17 protein-coding genes are annotated in these 18,002 nt (G+C 70.1%); 6 read left to right on the top strand and 11 right to left on the bottom strand.

All coding sequences use genetic code 11. The features are described 5' to 3' along the window. Nucleotides 1-36 precede the first annotated feature (36 nt). Nucleotides 37-1,152, bottom strand: coding sequence for an acyl-CoA dehydrogenase family protein (locus tag HZF19_RS17170; protein WP_208028952.1), 1,116 nt, complete (start codon nucleotides 1,150-1,152; stop codon nucleotides 37-39). A 172-nt stretch (nucleotides 1,153-1,324) separates the two neighbouring features. On the opposite strand from HZF19_RS17170, the gene HZF19_RS11630 reads away from it, so the two are divergent. Further along, a complete protein-coding gene (locus HZF19_RS11630; protein ID WP_208028953.1) occupies nucleotides 1,325-1,933 on the top strand; it encodes an MBL fold metallo-hydrolase in 609 nt (202 codons plus the stop codon). 58 nt (nucleotides 1,934-1,991) lie between these two features. On the opposite strand, the gene HZF19_RS11635 is transcribed toward HZF19_RS11630, so the two are convergent. After that, nucleotides 1,992-2,456 (bottom strand): RrF2 family transcriptional regulator, encoded by a 465-nt coding sequence (locus tag HZF19_RS11635; RefSeq protein ID WP_208028954.1) that lies wholly within the window; start codon nucleotides 2,454-2,456, stop codon nucleotides 1,992-1,994. A 134-nt stretch (nucleotides 2,457-2,590) separates the two neighbouring features. On the opposite strand from HZF19_RS11635, the gene sufC (HZF19_RS11640) reads away from it, so the two are divergent. From sufC (HZF19_RS11640) to sufU, 3 genes are read left to right on the top strand one after another with little or no spacing between them, the layout of a single operon-like run. Then, nucleotides 2,591-3,355 carry a Fe-S cluster assembly ATPase SufC gene (gene sufC, locus HZF19_RS11640; protein WP_208028955.1) on the top strand — a complete coding sequence of 255 codons (765 nt, stop codon included), beginning with the start codon at nucleotides 2,591-2,593 and terminating at the stop codon, nucleotides 3,353-3,355. Next, nucleotides 3,352-4,593: an aminotransferase class V-fold PLP-dependent enzyme gene (locus tag HZF19_RS11645; protein WP_208028956.1), complete on the top strand. Its 1,242-nt coding sequence runs from the start codon at nucleotides 3,352-3,354 to the stop codon at nucleotides 4,591-4,593. The genes sufC (HZF19_RS11640) and HZF19_RS11645 overlap by 4 nt, the downstream gene beginning before the upstream one ends. Nucleotides 4,594-4,603: 10 nt before the next feature. After that, the gene (sufU, locus tag HZF19_RS11650; RefSeq protein ID WP_208028957.1) at nucleotides 4,604-5,092 is read left to right on the top strand and encodes a Fe-S cluster assembly sulfur transfer protein SufU; all 489 of its coding nucleotides are present in this window, start codon (nucleotides 4,604-4,606) and stop codon (nucleotides 5,090-5,092) included. Between the two features lie 33 nt (nucleotides 5,093-5,125). Here the strand turns inward: sufU and HZF19_RS11655 are convergent, their stop codons facing one another. After that, on the bottom strand, nucleotides 5,126-5,545 hold the full coding sequence (locus tag HZF19_RS11655; protein ID WP_208028958.1) for a hypothetical protein: 420 nt from the start codon (nucleotides 5,543-5,545) through the stop codon (nucleotides 5,126-5,128). Nucleotides 5,546-5,576: 31 nt separating this feature from the next. On the opposite strand from HZF19_RS11655, the gene HZF19_RS11660 reads away from it, so the two are divergent. Then, on the top strand, nucleotides 5,577-6,050 hold the full coding sequence (locus HZF19_RS11660; protein ID WP_208028959.1) for a hypothetical protein: 474 nt from the start codon (nucleotides 5,577-5,579) through the stop codon (nucleotides 6,048-6,050). Here the strand turns inward: HZF19_RS11660 and HZF19_RS11665 are convergent. The 6 genes from HZF19_RS11665 to sufB form a co-directional block, all read right to left on the bottom strand. Next, nucleotides 5,998-6,279 carry a 4a-hydroxytetrahydrobiopterin dehydratase gene (locus HZF19_RS11665; RefSeq protein ID WP_208028960.1) on the bottom strand — a complete coding sequence of 94 codons (282 nt, stop codon included), beginning with the start codon at nucleotides 6,277-6,279 and terminating at the stop codon, nucleotides 5,998-6,000. The two genes, HZF19_RS11660 and HZF19_RS11665, sit on opposite strands and share 53 nt — an antisense overlap. A gap of 48 nt (nucleotides 6,280-6,327) precedes the next feature. Then, a complete protein-coding gene (sufC, locus tag HZF19_RS11670) occupies nucleotides 6,328-7,128 on the bottom strand; it encodes a Fe-S cluster assembly ATPase SufC (protein WP_208028961.1) in 801 nt (266 codons plus the stop codon). Continuing rightward, nucleotides 7,125-7,439 carry a Rieske (2Fe-2S) protein gene (locus tag HZF19_RS11675; RefSeq protein ID WP_208028962.1) on the bottom strand — a complete coding sequence of 105 codons (315 nt, stop codon included), beginning with the start codon at nucleotides 7,437-7,439 and terminating at the stop codon, nucleotides 7,125-7,127. The genes sufC (HZF19_RS11670) and HZF19_RS11675 overlap by 4 nt, the downstream gene beginning before the upstream one ends. Continuing rightward, the gene (locus HZF19_RS11680) at nucleotides 7,436-8,635 is read right to left on the bottom strand and encodes a SufB/SufD family protein (RefSeq protein WP_208028963.1); all 1,200 of its coding nucleotides are present in this window, start codon (nucleotides 8,633-8,635) and stop codon (nucleotides 7,436-7,438) included. The genes HZF19_RS11675 and HZF19_RS11680 overlap by 4 nt, the downstream gene beginning before the upstream one ends. Nucleotides 8,636-8,738: 103 nt before the next feature. Then, the gene (locus HZF19_RS11685) at nucleotides 8,739-9,086 is read right to left on the bottom strand and encodes a hypothetical protein (protein ID WP_208028964.1); all 348 of its coding nucleotides are present in this window, start codon (nucleotides 9,084-9,086) and stop codon (nucleotides 8,739-8,741) included. Between the two features lie 105 nt (nucleotides 9,087-9,191). After that, nucleotides 9,192-10,595 (bottom strand): Fe-S cluster assembly protein SufB, encoded by a 1,404-nt coding sequence (sufB, locus tag HZF19_RS11690; RefSeq protein WP_208028965.1) that lies wholly within the window; start codon nucleotides 10,593-10,595, stop codon nucleotides 9,192-9,194. Nucleotides 10,596-10,720: 125 nt separating this feature from the next. Here sufB and HZF19_RS11695 point away from each other — a divergent pair, with 125 nt between their 5' ends. Further along, nucleotides 10,721-14,344, top strand: coding sequence for a PAS domain S-box protein (locus HZF19_RS11695; RefSeq protein ID WP_208028966.1), 3,624 nt, complete (start codon nucleotides 10,721-10,723; stop codon nucleotides 14,342-14,344). On the opposite strand, the gene HZF19_RS11700 is transcribed toward HZF19_RS11695, so the two are convergent. Next, the gene (locus tag HZF19_RS11700) at nucleotides 14,322-16,115 is read right to left on the bottom strand and encodes an ABC transporter ATP-binding protein (protein ID WP_208028967.1); all 1,794 of its coding nucleotides are present in this window, start codon (nucleotides 16,113-16,115) and stop codon (nucleotides 14,322-14,324) included. The genes HZF19_RS11695 and HZF19_RS11700 overlap by 23 nt on opposite strands. After that, complete coding sequence (locus HZF19_RS11705) at nucleotides 16,105-17,931, bottom strand: ABC transporter ATP-binding protein (RefSeq protein WP_208028968.1); 1,827 nt, start codon at nucleotides 17,929-17,931, stop codon at nucleotides 16,105-16,107. Before HZF19_RS11705 ends, HZF19_RS11700 begins: the two co-directional genes overlap by 11 nt. Nucleotides 17,932-18,002 lie beyond the last annotated feature (71 nt).

The following is an 18,002-nucleotide window of genomic DNA, read 5'->3' on the forward strand; positions in this document are numbered from 1 at the left end:
GGTCCTTCACCATCACGCCCGGCGAGGGCCGCCGGCTCAGATTCCGATGCGTTGGGCGAGCAGCTCGCGGTGGTAGGTGGGGTCGCCGAAGAGCAGCTCGGAGCTCTTGGCCCGCTTGAAGTACAGGTGGGCGGGATGCTCCCAGGTGAAGCCGATGCCGCCGTGGATCTGGATGTTCTCTGCGGCGGCGTGGAAGTAGGCGTCCGAGCAGTAGGCCTTCGCCAGGCTGGCCACCGAGGGCAGCTCGTCGTTCATCTCCGAGGCGCACCAGCCGGCGTAGTACGCCGCCGACTTCGCCGACTCCACCTCGAGGAGCATGTCGGCGCACTTGTGCTTGATGGCCTGGAAGGAGCCGATGGGGCGCCCGAACTGCACCCGCACCTTGGCGTACTCCACCGCCATGTCGAGGCAGCGCTGCGCGCCGCCGACCTGCTCCGCGGCGAGGGCCACGGCCGCGAGGTCCAGCACCGTCGAGAGTACGTCCCAGCCCTTGCCTTCCTCGCCGATCAGGCGGCCCTCGACCCCGTCGAGCTCGAGCTTCGCCTGCTTGCGGGTCTGATCCATGGTGGCCAGCGGGGTGCGGGTGAGGCCGGCTGCGTCACCGTCGACGGCGAAGAGGCTCACGCCCTTGCCGGTGCGGGCCGCGACCAGGATGAGGTTCGCGGTGTGCCCGTCGAGCACGAAGCTCTTGGTGCCGCTCAGCTTCCAGGTGCCGCCCTCCTCGGTGGCCGTCGCCTCGATGCCGGACTCGTCCCAGCGGCCGTTGGGCTCGGTGAAGGCCAGGGTGGCGATGGTCTCCCCCGACGCGATGCCCGGCAGGTAGTCGGCCTTGGCGGCGTCGTCACCCGAGTGGATCAGCGTGTTGGCGGCGAGCACCACGGTCGAGAAGTACGGCGCGCACAGCAGGTAGCGGCCCATCTCCTCCAGCACCACGATCAGCTCGACGTAGCCGAAGCCCTGCCCGCCGAACTCCTCGGGCACGATGAGGCTCTGCAGGCCGAGCTGTTCGGCCATCTGCTTCCAGACGGCGTCGTCGAAGCCCCGCTCGGTTTCCATCTGCTCCCGCACCGCGGACTCGGGCGACTTGGCCTCGAGGAACTGGCGGACGATGGTGCGAAGCTCTTCCTGCTCCTCACTGAAGGCGAAGTTCACTGGGTCTGGCCCCCTCGGATCGGGTGTACCGGCCGGGACGGTCCGGTGCTGGCAAGGCCACCATTCTTACTAGACCGCACGGTCAAGAACCACTCCGGCCCGGCGGGGGGCCGCTCCGGCAGGGCCCCGGCGGCAAGGACCGCCGGGCGAGGGCCGGGGTTAGCCTGGCCGGGTGGGCACGCTGCACTACCAGGACGAGCAGGCCGAGATCCACAAGCTGGTGGTTGGCCCGCTTGACAACAACGTGTTCGTGGTGCGCTGCCGTGACACCGGCCAGTCCCTGCTCATCGACGCCGCCAACGAGCACGAGCGGCTGCTGGAACTCTGTCAGCGCCTCGACGTGCGTCGGGTGCTCGAGACCCACGGCCACTGGGACCACATCCAAGCGGTGCCGGCGGTGCGCGACGCGGGCTACGACGTGGGGGTCACCGCCGCGGACGCGAGCATGCTCGACGCCTACGACTTCGTGCTCGAGGACGACTCGGTGATCGAGGTGGGGCGGCTGCGGCTCCGCACCATCGCCACCCCCGGGCACACCCCGGGCTCGATCTGCTTCCTCCTCGAAGGCTCGCCCGTGCTGTTCAGCGGCGACACCCTGTTCCCCGGCGGCCCGGGGGCCACGAAGTTCCCGGGTGGGGACTTCGAGACCATCATCCGCTCCATCGACACCCGCCTGTTCACCCTGCCGGCGGAGACCCTCGTGCTGCCCGGGCACGGCGACGACACCACCATCGGCGCCGAGCGGCCCCACCTGCAGGAGTGGATCGACCGGGGCTGGTAGCGCCGGGCTGGTGAGAGCCGGTCTGATGAACAGGGCGCGGGGCGGGCCCGCGGCCCGCTCAGTGCGGCTCCCACGCCTCCGGGTCGTCGAGCAGGGCACGCACGCTGCCGGGCAGGTTCCCGCGGGCGACATCGGCCAGGCTCACCGCCTCAAGCACCGACCGCAGCGCGGCCCGGGTGGCGATCCACACCTCCCGCAAGGCCCCGACGCCGTCCGGGTACGCGAGGTCGTCCGGTCGCTCGCCGCGCACGTTGGCCAGCGGGCCCTCGACGGCACGGATCACGTCGGCCACGCTGACCTCCTCGGCCGGCCTGCCCAGCCAGTACCCCCCCTCGGCCCCCCGCTGGCTGCGCACGATACCGGCCTGGCGCAGCTCGGCCAGGATGTTCTCCAGGTACTTGAGGGGCAACCCCTGCTCCTCGGCGAGCCGGTCACCCTTGACCGGACCCTCGCCACGCGCCGCAGCCTGCGCCAGCAGCACGCCGGCGCGCACGGCGTAATCGACCTTCGCGGTGACCCGCACGACACCACCTCCTCCCGGGGCATTCTGACCCAGTGGGAAGACCCGCTCCTCACCGCAGGCGACCGCCGCGGTCCCCCTCCCCATGAGCGGGAGCACATTTCCACTATCGGCGTAGTGCTAATAGACTTCAGGGCATGAGCGAGCCGCTGCTGCGCATCGAGGACCTCCACGCGCGACCCGCCGCGACCCACGACGGGGACGACCAGCCGGAGATCCTCAAGGGCGTCGAGCTCACGGTCGGCGCCGGGGAGGTCCACGCCCTGATGGGGCCGAACGGGTCGGGGAAGTCCACCCTGGCCTCGGTGTTGCTCGGCAGCCCGGAGTACGAAGTCACCCGGGGCCGGATCCTGTTCAAGGGCGACGACATCACCGCCTGGAGCCCCGATGTGCGCGGCAAGGCCGGGGTGTTCCTCGCCTTCCAGTACCCCCAGGAGATCCCAGGGGTCTCGGTACTCAACTTCCTGCGCCAGGCCCTGTCGGCCCGCAAGGGGATCGACCTGTCGATGCTGGAGTTGCGACTGGCCATCATGGAGTGGATGGGCCGCCTGGGCATGGACCCGTCCTTCGCCGACCGCTACCTCAACGAGGGCTTCTCCGGCGGGGAGAAGAAGCGCAACGAGATCCTCCAGATGGCCATCCTCGAGCCCGAGGTGGCGATCCTCGACGAGACCGACTCGGGGCTGGACATCGACGCGCTGCGGGTGGTCGCCAACGGGGTCGAGGAGGTGCGCAAGGCTCGGCCGCAGCTCGGGGTGCTGGCCATCACGCACTACCAGCGGCTGCTCACCGAGCTGCGCCCCGACCGGGTGCACATCCTCATCGACGGCCGTATCGTCGACAGCGGCGGCCCCGAGCTGGCCGAACGCCTCGAGGCCGAGGGATACGACGCATGGCGATGACCACCCCGATCGACCCGGCGGTCGTCAAGCGCGACTTCCCGCTGCTCACCAAGGCGGAGATGCACGGCCGGCCCATCGTCTACCTCGACTCGGCGTCCTCCTCGCAGAAGCCCCAGAGCGTGCTCGACGCCATGGACGAGCTCTACGAGCACACCTACGCCAACGTGCACCGCGGCGTCTACGAGCTCGGAGCCGAGACCACCGAACGCTACGAATCGGCCCGGCGCAACGCCGCCCGCTTCGTGAAGGCGCCGTCCGAGCGCGAGATCGTCTTCACCAAGAACGTCACCGAGGCGATCAACCTGGTGGCCTACAGCTGGGGGCGGGCCAACCTCGCCGAAGGCGACGTGGTGGTGCTCACCGAGATCGAGCACCACGCCAACATCGTGCCTTGGCTCATGCTGCGGGAAGAGCGTGGCATCGAGCTGCGCTGGATCCCCATGGCGGAGGACTACACGCTCGACGTGTCCTCGCTCGACGAGCTGCTCGACGGGGCGAAGCTACTCGCCGTCACCGCCATGTCCAACGTGCTCGGCACCCTGACGCCGGTGCGCCAGCTCGCCGACGCGGCCCACGCGGCGGGGGCCCTCTGCCTGGTGGACGCGGCCCAGTACGTGCCCCATCTCCCCACCGACGTCACCGAGCTCGGCGCCGACTTCCTCGGCTTCACCGGGCACAAGATGCTCGGCCCCTCCGGCATCGGGGTGCTGTGGGCCAGGGCGGAGCTGCTCGAGGCCATGCCGGCGTTCCTCGGCGGCGGCGAGATGATCCGTGACGTCCGAAAAGACGGGTGGACCCCCAACGAGATCCCCTGGAAGTTCGAAGCGGGCACCCCGCCCATCGCGGAGGCCATCGGGCTCGCAGCCGCGATCGACTACCTGGAAGGGTTGGGCATGGACGCCGTCCGGGCCCACGAACGCGAGCTCACCGGGTACGCGATCGACACCCTCACGGAGCGGTTCGGCGACCAGTTGACCATCCACGGACCGGCCGCCCTCGACGCTCGCGGTGGCGTGCTGTCGCTGGCGCTGCGTGACGTGCACCCCCACGACATCTCCCAGGTGCTCGACCAGCACGGGGTGTGCGTACGCGCCGGCCATCACTGCGCCAAAGTGCTCATGAAGGTGCTCGGTGTGGGCGCCACCGCCCGGGCGTCGCTGTACGTCTACAACGACGAGACCGACGTCGACACCCTGGCCGACGCCCTGGCCGACACCGCGGACTTCTTCTCCCTCTAGGATCGCCACGATGCCTGGGCTCGAAGACCTCTACCGGGAGATCATCCTCGATCACTACCGCAACCCCCGGAATCGCGGTGAGCTGCCGGTGCCCCCCGCTCACCGGGTGGAGGGCTTCAACCCGCTGTGCGGTGACGAGATCGTCGTGTACCTCGATATCGACGACCAGGGCCGCATCGACGACATCCGCATCTCCGGGCAGGGGTGCTCGATCAGCCAGTCCTCGGCGTCGATGATGTCCTCCGCGGTGAAGGGCAAGACCGTCGACGAGGTGCGAGACCTCACCAAGGCCTTCAAGGCCATGATGTCCATCCACGAGTCGAGCCTCGAGGGTGACGGCGAGAGCGAGGGCGAGCCGGCCGAGGTTCCCGACGTGAAGCTCGGTGATCTCGAGGCGCTGCGAGGAGTGGTGAAGTTTCCCGTTCGCATCAAGTGCGCCACCCTCGCCTGGAACACCCTCGCTCAAGGCATCGACGAGGCGGTCGACCACCCGAGCTGAGCCGCTCGCGCCGGCGGTGTCACGGCCGGCCGGTCACCGATCGGCGAGCGACCGGTGCTGCCGGCGCCACGACTGCCAGGCGATCCAGCTCGTCAGGACCGACGGCGCGATCATGATCGCCAGGCACAGCGCACCCGTGCCCTCGAGCGAGACCCACCCCACCAGGAACAGCGTCGGGTACAAGAGTGTGCCCGCCGTGAAGGCCGCGGCGGGCACCGACCAGGCGGCACCCCGCCAGAACCCCCAGGCGCTGACCACCGAGCCCGACACCGCGGCGCCGAGGTCCGCCACGGCGAAAGCGTCCATGACCCCGGGCCGGTCGGCGGCCAGCTCGAACCAGGAGCGTACGGTCGGCGACCAGGTCCACGCGACCCACAGCGCCACCCCCACCGCGGCCTGCACGATCAGGTAGATGGCGACGACCCTGCCGGTCCTCCCGCCGTCGGCTTCCACCTCCCGGACCGTACCGCCGAGCCTCCTCGAGGTGGAGGGCCTCGTCCCCTTCATCGTCGTGGTGGTGCTGGCGCTGGCCGTGGGCATTGCGGTGCTCGCGGCGATGACCGGCGAGCTGTCCGCGCGTCGCGCGGGGTTCGTCGCCCGGTTCTACGCCCTCGCGCTGCCCTTCGCCGGACTCGCCGCGGCATCGGCGTTCACCGCCGGGGCGACGCTGTACTACCTGCTGTTCTGGGTGGAGGTCGCGATGACGGTGGACGAGGTGTTGCTGCTCGCCGATCCCCACGCGGTGGCGGCCATCGTCTCGCACGGGCCGACCGATCTCACGGGCGTACTCCATCGGCTCTGCACCAAGCAACGAGAAGGATCGGGCGCCTCCGGCTTCGCCGTGCTGCGACCCGGACCAGCGGCTGGCACGGATCGACAGCCTCCGCCAAGTCGTCGATCGGCAGCTAGCGCAGCACCTCGCTCACCCGGGCCGCCAGCTCGAAGCAGCGCTCGGTGAGCCCGCCCTCGGCGTGGCTCACGATGTCGATGGTGACCGAGTTCCAACTGTTCGACCAGTCCGGGTGGTGGTCGAGCTTCTCGGCGATCAACGCCACCCGGGTCATGAAGGCGAACGCCTCCCCGAAGTCCGTGAACGACAGCTCCCGGTGGAGCTTGCCGTCGACGATCTCCCAACCGTCGAGGCCGGCGAGGCGGGATCGGGCTTCGGTGTCGGAGAGCGCTGCCATCACCTGGTCCTCCCCTGACACATGGCCCTCCCCCGGCTCGGCGCCGAGTCAGGCCAGCGGATCGGCGAAGGGGTCACCGTTCCCCGCCGGGCCCCGGCGGCCGGATGGGTCCTCCTGATCGGTCTCACCGTAGGCGGCGTAGCCGGTGCGCTCCAGCTCCGCCGCCAGCTCCGGCCCACCCGTGGCCTGGATGCGCCCGCGGGCCAGGACGTGGACCACGTCCGGGCGCAGCTCGTTCAGCAGCCGCGAGTAGTGGGTGATGGCCAACACCCCCAGGTCGAACTCGGTGGTGGCGGATTCGACCCGTCGGGCACAGGCCCGGAGGGCGTCGACGTCGAGTCCGGAATCGAGCTCGTCGAGGATCGCGAACCGGGGACGCAGCACACCGAGCTGCAGGGTCTCGCTGCGCTTCTTCTCGCCGCCCGACAGGTCGACGTTCACCGCCCGCTCGAGCAGCTGCTCCCCGAAGCCGATGCGGGCCGCCTCCGACCGCACCAGGGCGGGGACCTCCGAGGCGTCCCGCCCGCTGGCCCGGAAGGCTTCCTCGAGCAGGTCCAGTAGGCCCACCCCGGGCACCTCGGTGGGGTACTGCTGGGCCAGGAACAGACCTGCCTGGGCCCGCCGCCAGGCCGGCAAGGCCAACAGGTCGGTGTCGTCGAGGCTGACCGACCCGGCCACCACCTCGTAACCCGGCTTGCCCATCAACACGTGCGAGAGCGTGGACTTGCCCGACCCGTTGGGCCCCATGACCGCGTGGACCTCGCCACTGCGGACCACGAGATCGATGCCCTGCAGGATCTCCCGCCCCGCGACCCGGGCCCGCAGCCCCTCGATGCGCAGCTCGCTCATGGCAGCACCACCAGCACGTCCTCACCGTCGATGCGCAGCTCGTAGACCGGCTCGGGCTTGGTGGCGGGCAGCGAGCTGGGCTCGCCGGTGACCAGCGAGAAGCAGCTTCCGTGCTTCCAGCACTCGATCTCCCGGGTGTCCTCGTGCACCTCTCCCTCCGCGAGCGAGATGTTCTGGTGGGTGCACGTGTCGCCGATCGCGTACCACTCGTCCCCGATGCGCACGACGGCGATGCGCAGGTCGCCGAGCTCGACCCGCCGGGCCTCGCCGGGTGCGACGTCGTGGATGGAGCAGAGCCGCTCGACGGTCATGGCCGCTCGCTCCGCTCCAGGCGCCGGTCGATCTCGCCCGCGACCAGGGGGCGCACCCCGCTGACCGGGAGCTGCGAGAGCACCTCGTCGAAGAAGCCGGACACGATCAGTCGATCGGCCACCGCGGTGGGCACCCCCCGACTCTCGAGGTAGAAGCGCTGCTCTTCGTCGACCGGCCCGACGGTCGAGGCGTGGCTGCAGCGCACGTCGTTGTTCTCGATCTCGAGGTTCGGCACCGACTCGGCCCAGGCGTGCTCGGAGAGCTTGATGTTGCGGTTGGTCTGGAAGGCGTTCGTGCCGCGGGCGTGCTTGCCGACGTGGATGAGCCCGGTGTAGACGGATCGGGACGAGCCCCCGACGGCGCCCTTGAACAGCAGGTTGCTGGTGGTGTCCGGCGCGAGGTGGTCCTGGAAGGTCCGGAAGTCGAGCGTCTGGGCGCCCTCACCGAAATAGGCCGCCAGCAGCTTGCCGCTGGCGGCGCGTCCTTCGAGCCGGCAGTCGGTGCGGGTCCGCGCGTAGTCGCCGCCGAGGCCGATCTGGGCCGCGACCAGCGAGGCCTGCTGCCCCACGGTGGAGCCTTGGGAGGCGATCTGCCACACCCGCTGACCGCGGTGCTGCACGGTGACCTGGCCGAGGTGAGCGCCCTGCTCGACCGCCAGGTCGGTGACGGGGCAGGCCAAGGCGTGCACGTCGGCGGAGCCGTGCCACTCGACCACGGTCGCGCCGGCGCCCGCACCGAGACGGACGGTGAGCCGGGGGAAGACAGCCGCCGCCTCGGTCTCGAGCCAGTCGACCACCACGAACGGCGCGGGAACCTCCCCGGCCGGGACGTGGAGCAGCACCGGGTCGGTGCACCGCTCGGCGTTCAGCGCGGCGAACACATCCACCGGCTCGCCCCCCGCGCCGGCCGTGCCCGCGCTGGCGGACTCCCGGGCCGGGCCGAACCACACCCCACGCCGGGCCAACGGCTCGGCGAGCTCGGTGTGGATCACGGTCCCGTCGACCACCACCACCGCACCGGCCCGCTCGGGGATCGCGGCCAGCAGCTCGCGCACCGCCGCGGGCAACGACCCTCCTGCCGTGCTCCGCTCGATGGGGTGGAACGCCGTGAGGTCGAGCTCGGCGATCCGGCTGTATCGCCAGACCTCCTCCTCGGGTGACGGCAGGGCCACCTCGGCCAGGGTGGGGGCGTGCATCGGAATAACCCTATCGCCATAGGGGAAATTTGAGCCAGCGGGTGGTGAGGGCGCTGAGCCGCGGGGACCGCGACGCCCACGAAGACCACGACGCCGCCGTGGCCTACGGCGAGCGGCGGAACCGGGCCCGGACCCGGCCGAAGAGCCCGGCGTTTCGCCGGCGCTCCGCCTCCAGATCCGCGAGCACCTCGGGCCCCACGGCGTTGACGATGTCCTCCGCTTCGTCGAGCAGCTCGGCGATGCCCTCGCCCTCCGGCTCGGCCGGGGTGGGTGGGGTCACCAGCGTGCCGTGGGCCCAGTTGACGTCGGCCAAGCGCCGGGCGTAGGCAGGGCAGTCGTCCGGGCAGCGCCACGGCGCCTCGGGTGCGAGATCGAGGTTGCACTTGCGCACCGTCTCGCCGGTCGCGTACGTGCGACTCTCGAAGTGCTTGCAGTCCTGGCGCATGGGCATGCCAGCATCCTGCCAGCGGCGTCGGTGGTTTCCACGGCGGAACGAGCACGCTCACCGGGCTCCGCCGCCGCTCGCCGGGACCGCGGCCACGCGGCCATCGGGCAGCTACCCGACGGAGCCTTCCATCTGCAGCTCGATCAGGCGGCTCCACTCCACCGCGTACTCCATTGGGAGGGTGCGGGTGACGGGCTCGATGAAGCCGTTCACCACCATGCCCATGGCCTGTTCCTGGGAGAGGCCGCGGCTCATCAGGTAGAAGAGCTGCTCGTCGGCCACCTTCGACACCGTGGCCTCATGACCGACGATCGCGTCCCGGGCCCCGACCTCCATGTACGGGAAGGTGTCGCTCACGCTGTCCTCGTCGAGGATGAGCGCGTCGCACTGCACGTGGCTCTTGCAGCCGTAAGCGTCGTCCTCGACCCGGACCAGGCCCCGGTAGGAGGTGCGCCCACCGTCCTTGGAGATGGACTTCGAGACGATCTTCGAGGTCGTCTCGGGTGCGGCGTGGACCATCTTCGCCCCGGCGTCCTGGTGCTGGCCGCTGCCCGCGTAGGCCACCGACAGCACCTCGCCTGAGGCCTTCGGCCCGACCATGTACACCGCGGGGTACTTCATGGTGAGCCGGGAGCCGATGTTCCCGTCGATCCACTCCATGTGGCCCTCGGCCTCGACCCTCGCCCGCTTGGTCACCAGGTTGAACACGTTGTTCGACCAGTTCTGGATCGTGGTGTAGGTGACCCGGGCCGACGGCTTGACCACGATCTCCACCACCGCCGAGTGCAGCGAGTCGGTGGTGTAGACGGGAGCGGAGCAGCCCTCGATGTAGTGCACCTGGCTGCCCTCGTCCGCGATGATCAGCGTCCGCTCGAACTGGCCCATGTTCTCGGCGTTGATGCGGAAGTAGGCCTGCAGCGGCATCTGGACGCTGACCCCGGGCGGCACGTAGATGAACGACCCCCCGGACCACACCGCCGAGTTCAGGGCCGCGAACTTGTTGTCGTTCTTGGGGATCACGGTGCCGAAGTACCGCTTGACGATCTCGGGGTACTCCCGCAGCGCGGTGTCCATGTCGCAGAAGATGACGCCCTGGCGCTCGAGGTCCTCGCGATTGCGGTGGTACACGACCTCGCTCTCGTACTGGGCAGTGACCCCGGCCAGGTACTTGCGCTCCGCTTCGGGGATGCCGAGCTTCTCGTAGGTCTCCTTGACCGACTCGGGCAGCTCGTCCCACGCGTCGACCTGCCCTTCGGTGGGCTTGATGTAGTAGTAGATGTCGTCGAAGTAGACCTCCGACAGATCCCCGCCCCAGTTCGGCAGGGGGCGGCGTTCGAAGTGTCGGAGCGAACGGAGCCGGTAGTCGAGCATCCAGTCCGGCTCGCCTTTCATCCACGACATCTCCCGGACGATGTCCTCGCTCAGGCCCTTCTTCGGCTTGAAGACGTAGTCCTCCTCGTCATGCCATCCGAGCTTGTAGCGACTGAGGTCGATGCCGAGATCGGTGGAGGTCATGGGTGGCTCAGCTCCTCGAATTTCTCCTATCCCGATAGTAACAAATCGTCCTCGGAGGCCCACCCCGGCAACCCGGAGTTCTCCGCCGACTAGGATTTGGCCCTCGCACCGGGGCCGGGGGAACCATGAGCGACACTGCCGAACGCCGGCAGGCCGGCGGACAGGACACGACCGGCACCTCCTCCGTTCGCGGGCTGCTCGCCTCTGCTCCGGTGGGCATCGCCGAGTCGGACTCGTCGGGCACGGTGGTGTGGGTCAACGACCGCTGGCGGGAGATCACCGGCGTCGAGCTGCCGACCCCGTTCCCCTACGAGCTGGTGGCACACCTGGTCCACCCCGGCGATCGCCCTCGGCTCGAGGAGCACTACGCCCGGGCCCGCGAGGGCCTCGAGGAGTTCGAGGTCGAGCTCCGGCTGGTGCGCGAGGACGGCACGGTCCGCCACGTGCGACTCCAGGGGGCACCGGTGATCGAGGGCGGTGAACTGGTCTCCTTCGTCGGCACGGTCATCGACATCTCGCAGCTGGTGGAGGCCACGGACGCCCATCGGCGGAGCCAACAGCGGTATCGGGACCTGCTCACCAAGGCGCCGGTGGGTCAAGCCGTCTACACCCCTGAGGGCGTGATGGTAGAGGTCAACGGGGCGTGGCTGTCGTTGCTCGGCTACGAACCACGAGAGGTGATCGGCCGGAACTCGATCGAGTTCGTCCATCCCGATGACCGCGAGGCGACCGTGCAGCTCGGGCTCAGGATGCTCACAGGCGAACTCGACTCGTCGATCTCCGAACGCCGGCTGCTACGCAAGGACGGCTCCGAGGTATGGGTGTCGAGCAGCATCACCCTCGAGCGGGAGCTCGACGGTGATCCCGCGTACTTCCACTCCCTGATCATCGATATCAGCGAGCAGAAAGAAGCGGAAGCGAAGCTGCGCGACCGCGAAGAACGGTATCGGCGCCTGATCGACGAGGCCCCCATCGCGCAGGTGATCGCCCACCTCGACGGGACGCTGGTGGAGGTCAACCGGGCGTTCCTCGATCTTCTCGGCACCACGAGAGATGAGGTGTTCGCCCGTGACCCGGTCGACCTGTTCCACCCCGACGACCTGCCGGGCCTGCGGCACCAGCTCAAGCGCCTGCGGGCCGGTGAGGTGGACCACTTCGAGATGGAGCGGAGGCTCGTGCGAGCCGACGGCTCGCACGTGTGGGTCGCGGGCGGCACCACCCTCATCCGGCAGGGCAACTCGATCTACCTGCACTCGGTGATGCAGGACATCACCGAGCGGAAGGTGGCCGACCAGGCGCTGCGCGAGAGCGAAGAGCGCTACCGGGCGGTGATCGAGGCCTTGCATGACGCCGTCCTGGTCCAGGGTCGCGACCGCCTCGAAGCCGTCAACAGTGCGGCACTCCGACTGTTCGGGCGACCGGCGAGCGAGCTCGGGCGTCCTGAGATCTGGGCCGAGATGGATCCCATCGATGCCGCCGGTCGCCCCATCCCCTGGGACGAGCGCGCCACGGCGATCGCGGTCCGCGAACGTCGACCCGTGCTCGGACACCTCGCCGGGGTGCAGATCCGAGGACGGGGCCGTCGTTGGTGGAACATCAACGCCGTCCCCCGGATCGCCGACGGTGAGGTCATCGGCGCGGTGACCACCTTCACCGATGTCACGGAGCAGAAGCAGGCCGAGGATGCACTCCGGGAGAGCGAGGCACTCTTCCGCACCCTGGCCGCCTCGATCCCGATCGGGATCTTCCAGACCGACCGCCAGCATCGCCTGGTGTACGTGAACCCCCGCTGGTCCGACATCACCGAGATCCCTGCGCCGGAGGCGCTGGGGCGGCGCTCCCCGATCATCGTGCACCCCGACGATCTCGATCGGGTCATCGCCGGCTACGAGACCGCCATGCGCGAGCGGCGCACCTTCCGTGACCAATACCGGATCATCACCCCGGGCGGGGCGGTCAAGTGGGTCCGGGTGCACGCGACGCAGCTCTACGACCCCGACGCTGGCGAGATGACCGCCCGGGTGGGCTCGATCGAGGACATCACGCCGCTCATCGCGGCGACCGAGGAGACGACCCGCCTCGCCAGCATCGTCGAGTCCACGAGCGACCTCATCGGCATCACCGACTACGCCACCGGACGGCTCACCTACCTCAATCGCGCCGCTCGGGAGCTGTTCGGATTCGCCGACCGGGATCTCGGAGGAACCAGCAATCTCGATCTCTACGAACCGGAGGTGTCGGACCTGTGGTTCTCCGCCGTGCTCCCCGTACTCGAGCGCGGCGAGAGCTGGAGCGGTGAGCTCCCCATGCGGGCGGCCGACGGCTCAGCCGTGCTGGTGTGGCAGACCCTCACCGCCCAGCGGGGCTCCGACGGGCAGATCACCCAGATCTCCGCCGTCGGTCGCGACGTCACCGAGCGGCGACGCTTCGAAGCGGAACTTGCCCACCAAGCCACCCACGACGCCCTGACCGACCTCCCCAACCGAGCCCTGCTCCTCGACCACCTCGAGCTGGCGCTGGCCCGAGCCCAGCGCGACGGCCACCTCGTCGCGCTGCTGTTCCTCGACCTCGACCGCTTCAAGTCCGTGAACGACACCCTCGGCCACGATGCAGGCGACGCGCTGCTCATCGAGACCGCCGAGAGGATCCGCGAGGGCCTCCGCCCCGCGGACACCGTGGCCCGCCTCGGCGGCGACGAGTTCGTCGTGCTCTGCGAAGACGTGCACGACGAGCACCACGCCGTGTCGATCGCCCAGCGGATCCTGTCGGTCATCGAGAGCACGCCCTTCGTGATCGGGGGAGTGGAGGTTCCCAGCACGGCGAGCGTCGGCATCGCCCTCTCGCCGGGTGGCGATGCCGCCCACCCCGAAGCGCTGCTGCGCGACGCTGACGCGGCGATGTACCGGGCGAAGGAGCACGGCCGAGCACGCCTGGAGCTGTTCGACGAATCGATGCGCCGCCGGGCCGCACAGCGCATGCAGCTCGCCGACGAGCTCGCCGCCGCGCTCGACGAGGGACAGATCGTCGTGCACTACCAACCCTGCGTGAACCTCGCGTCGGGGGTGGTGAACGCGGTGGAGGCGCTGGCCCGCTGGGAGCACCCGACCCGGGGCCTGCTCCCACCCGGTGAGTTCATCGCGCTCGCCGAGGAGACCGGCCTGATCGTCGGCCTCGGCCTGCGGGTGCTCTCCGCGGCCTGCACGCAGGGCCGGCGCTGGCAGGACGAGCTGGGCGACGCGGCACCCCGGATCCACGTCAACCTCTCCGCCCGGCAGCTGACCACGGCCAACCTGCCACTGCTCGTGCAAGGGGTGCTCGACGCGTCGGGGCTGAAGCCCTCCTCGCTGTGCCTGGAGATCACCGAGAGCGTGCTCATGGACGATGCGCAGGTCTCGATCGACGTCCTCGGCCACCTCAAGCGTCTCGGGGTGGTGATCGCCATCGACGACTTCGGCACGGGATATTCGTCGCTGTCGTACCTGCGGAGGTTCCCCGTCGACGTGTTGAAGGTCGACCGATCTTTCGTCGACGGGCTGGGTCCCGACGCGGAGGACTCGGCCATCGTGGCCGCGATCGTGAACCTGGCCCGCACCCTCGAGCTCGAAGCCGTGGCCGAAGGGGTCGAGACCGCCGAGCAGCTGGAGTTGCTGCGACGGCTGGGCTGCGGCAGTGGCCAGGGCTTCTACTTCTCGAAACCGTCACCCCCCGAGGTGGTCCGCGAGGTCCTCACGAAGCCGTACCAGGTGTGAACGCTCCGGTCCACGTCGAGAACAGCCGGGCGTAGGAGCCCCCTGCCGACACCAGCTCCTCGTGACGGCCGAGCTCCACCAGCCGCCCACCCTCGACCAGCCCGACCCGGTCCGCCCGGGCGGCGGTGGAGAGCCGGTGGGCGATGACCACAACTGTCCGGCCCTCCATCAGGCGGGCCATCGCCTCCTCCACCACCAGCTCCGTGCCCGGGTCGAGGTTCGACGTGGCCTCGTCCAGCACCAGCACGGCCGGGTCCACCAGCGCGACCCGGGCGAGCGAGACCAGCTGCTTCTCCCCCGCGGACAGCCGGGACCCTCGCTCGTGGACCTCGGCGTCGAGCCCGCCGGGCAGCGAGGCGAAGCGGTCGAGCGCGCCGACGGCAGCCAGCGCGGCCTCGACCTCGTCGTCGGTCGCTCCCGCCCGGGCGAGGCGGATGTTCTCCCGGATCGTGCCGTTGAACAGGAAGCCCTCCTGGGGCACGACGACGATCCGCTCCCGCAGCGACCGCAGGGTGGCGTCCCGCAGGTCGACACCGCCGAAGGTGACCCGACCCTCGATCGGGTCGTAGAGGCGGGCCGCCAGCTTGGCCAGGGTGCTCTTGCCGGCGCCGGTCGGCCCGACCAGCGCCAGGCGCTCCCCCGGCGCGACGGCGAGGGACACGTGCTGGAGCACCGGATCGCCGTCCCGGTAGGCGAAGCTCACGTCGTGCAGCTCCAACGGGCCCTGCCGGGGGAGGTCGACCGCGCCCTGCCGTTCGGGCACGTCCAACGGGGTGTCGAGCAGGGCGAAGAGCTTGTCCAGCCCGGCGCCGGCCGACTGCACCGTGTTGAACAGCTGGCTGAGCTGCTGGATGGGCTCGAAGAGGTTGCCGAGGGTCAGCACGAAGAAGGCGATGGTTCCGATGGTGATGACGTCGCCGATCACCAGCATCCCCCCGACCCCCACCACCAGTGCCGTGGTGCCGAGGCCGGCGAGCTCGATCACCGGCAGGTACCAGGACTGCACGAACACGGAGTCCATGTGGGCGGCATACAGCACCCGGTTGTGGTGCGCGAAGCGCTGCTCCTCGAGCTCCTGGCGGCCAAACGCCTGGACGACCCGCACACCCGAGATGCCCTCCTGGAGCCTCGACAGCGTGGCGCCGATGCGGTCACGCACCTCGAGGTACGCCCGGTTCGAGTCCCGCTGGAACTTGATGCTCGCCGCGACCACCCCGGGCACGGCCACCAGGCACACGAGCAGGAGCTGCCACGAGACCACCGCCAGCACGATGATCGACAGCACCAGCAGGAGCGCGTTCATGACGAACATGAGCAGCCCCGTCTGGACGAGCTCGGAGAGGGCGTCGACGTCGGAGGTCATGCGGCTCACGATCACCCCGGCCCGCTCCCGGTCGTAGAACGGCATGGAGAGCCGCTGGAGGTGATCGAACACCCGCACCCGCAGGTCGCGCAGGAAGCTCTCGCCGACCCGGCCGATCAGCAGGACCTGGGCCCGGTACACGAAGTAGGACGCGCCGGCCACCACGACGAAGCCCACCACCGCCCGGTTCAACGCAGCCCCGTCGCCGGCGCTGACGCCGGCGTCGATCCCGTAGCGGACGAAGAACGGGCCGGCGAGGATCGATGCCGTCCATGCCACGACCAATGCGGCCGCGGCCGCGACCTGGCGCCGGTAGGGGCCCAGCAGCCGAGCCGCCCGAACCAGCACCCGGTGTGCCCCTCCGCTGTCGAGCCGGTCCTGCTCGGTCACCGCGACCTCACGCGACATCCGCACCGAGCCCCTCCGGCGAGTCGACCGCGGCCAGGATCGCCCGGTACTCCTCGCTGCCGGCCAGCAGCTCGTGGTGGGTCCCCTCCGCGACCACGCGCCCCGCTCCCAGCACCACGACCCGATCCGCGAGGGCGACGGTCGCCGGGCGGTGCGCGATCACCAGGGTGGTGCGGCCCCTCATCGCCCCGGCCAGCGCATCACGGATCTCGTGCTCCTTGTCGGGATCCACGGCGGATGTGGCGTCGTCGAGGATGAGCACCCGGGGATCGGCCACCAGCGCCCGGGCGATCGCCAGCCGTTGCCGCTGACCGCCCGACAACGAGTACCCCCGCTCGCCGATCTCGGTGTCGTAACCGTCGGGGAGCGATTCGATGAACTCGTGGGCTCCTGCCAGCCGGGCCGCTCGCACCACTTCTTCCAGACCGGCGTGGGGGTCGGCGAAGGCGATGTTCGCGGCGATGGAGTCGCTGAACAAGAACGTGTCCTCGAACACGATGCCGACCGCCCGCCGCAGCTCACCGAGGGGCACGTCGCGGACATCGACGCCGTCGAGGAGGACGCGGCCTTCGTCGACGTCGTAGAAGCGCGGGATGAGCCGGGCGATGGTGGACTTGCCACTGCCGGTCGCGCCGACGATGGCCAGCGATTCACCCGGCCGGATGTGCAAGTGGACGTGGTCCAGCACGGGCGCCTCCGCCTCCGGGTGGTAGCGGAACACGACGTCCTCGAAGCGCACGTCACCGAGCCCCTCGTGGCCGTCGCCACCTGACCCGCGGCGCACCCCGGGGAGGTGGACGGGCCTCGGCGCGTCGACGATGACCGGGTCGGTGGCGAGCACGTCGTGCACCCGCTGCGCCGCGGCGGCTGCGCGCTGCCCCTGGGCGATGATCATCCCCAGCATCCGCAGCGGCCAGATCAGCAACACGATGTAGGCGTTGAACGCCACGATGGCGCCGAGGGAGAGCTGGCCGCGGATCACTTGGTGGCCGCCGTAGAAGAGCACCAGGATCAACCCCACGTTCGGCAGCAGCTCCATGGCCGGCAGGAAGCGTGCCCGGATGCGGGTCGCCCGCATCGACTGGTCGTAGACGTCGTCGGCCTCCTGCCGCAGCCGGTCGGCCTGCACCTCCTCCGCGCCCAGGCCCTTCACAACCCGCACCCCGCTCACGCTCTCCTCGACCACCGACGCGAGCTGGGCGGACTCCCGCTGGATGCCCATGACCGCGGGATGCAGCCGCTTCGAGAACCGCCGGCCGAGCACGTTGAGCAACGGCAGCGACCCGAGCGCCAGCACCGTGAGCACGGGATCCATCGCCACCAGCACCACCGTGACCGCCACCACCGTGACCGCGTTGGAGATGGTCAGCGGGATCAGCACCACGAGCTGCTGGATCTGCTGGAGATCGGTGTTGGCCCGGCTCATCAGGTCACCGGTCTGCACCCGGTCGTGGAAGCCGAAGTGCAACCGTTGGAGGTGCGCGAACAACTGCTGGCGCAGGTCGGCTTCGACGGCCCGGGAGACGCGGAAGGCCCAGTAGCGCCGCAGCCCCGTGAACAGCGCGGCCGCCAGCGCGGCGACCGCGATGGCCGCGGTCCACCGGCCCAGCGCGGCGGCGTCGCGGGTCAGCATGCCGTTGTCGATGCCGCCCTGGACCAGCGCCGGGACCGCGACCTTGGCCCCGGTCCAGCACAGACCGACGGTGACCCCCACGGCGAGCCCTCGCCGCTGCTTCCCGAGTGTCTCGCGGATCAACCGCCAGCCGTCGCGGGCGGTGGATGGTTCGAACGGCGCGACGATCTCGACCCCCTTCACGCTCGTCGACGGGCGCCAGGCTACCGAGGCCCCCCGGAGCCACCCCAACGGGATCGGTCGGGTAGCCTGCG

The sequence above is a fragment of the Rhabdothermincola sediminis genome, from assembly GCF_014805525.1.
In the GTDB taxonomy this organism is placed as follows: domain Bacteria; phylum Actinomycetota; class Acidimicrobiia; order Acidimicrobiales; family Acidimicrobilacustridaceae; genus Rhabdothermincola; species Rhabdothermincola sediminis.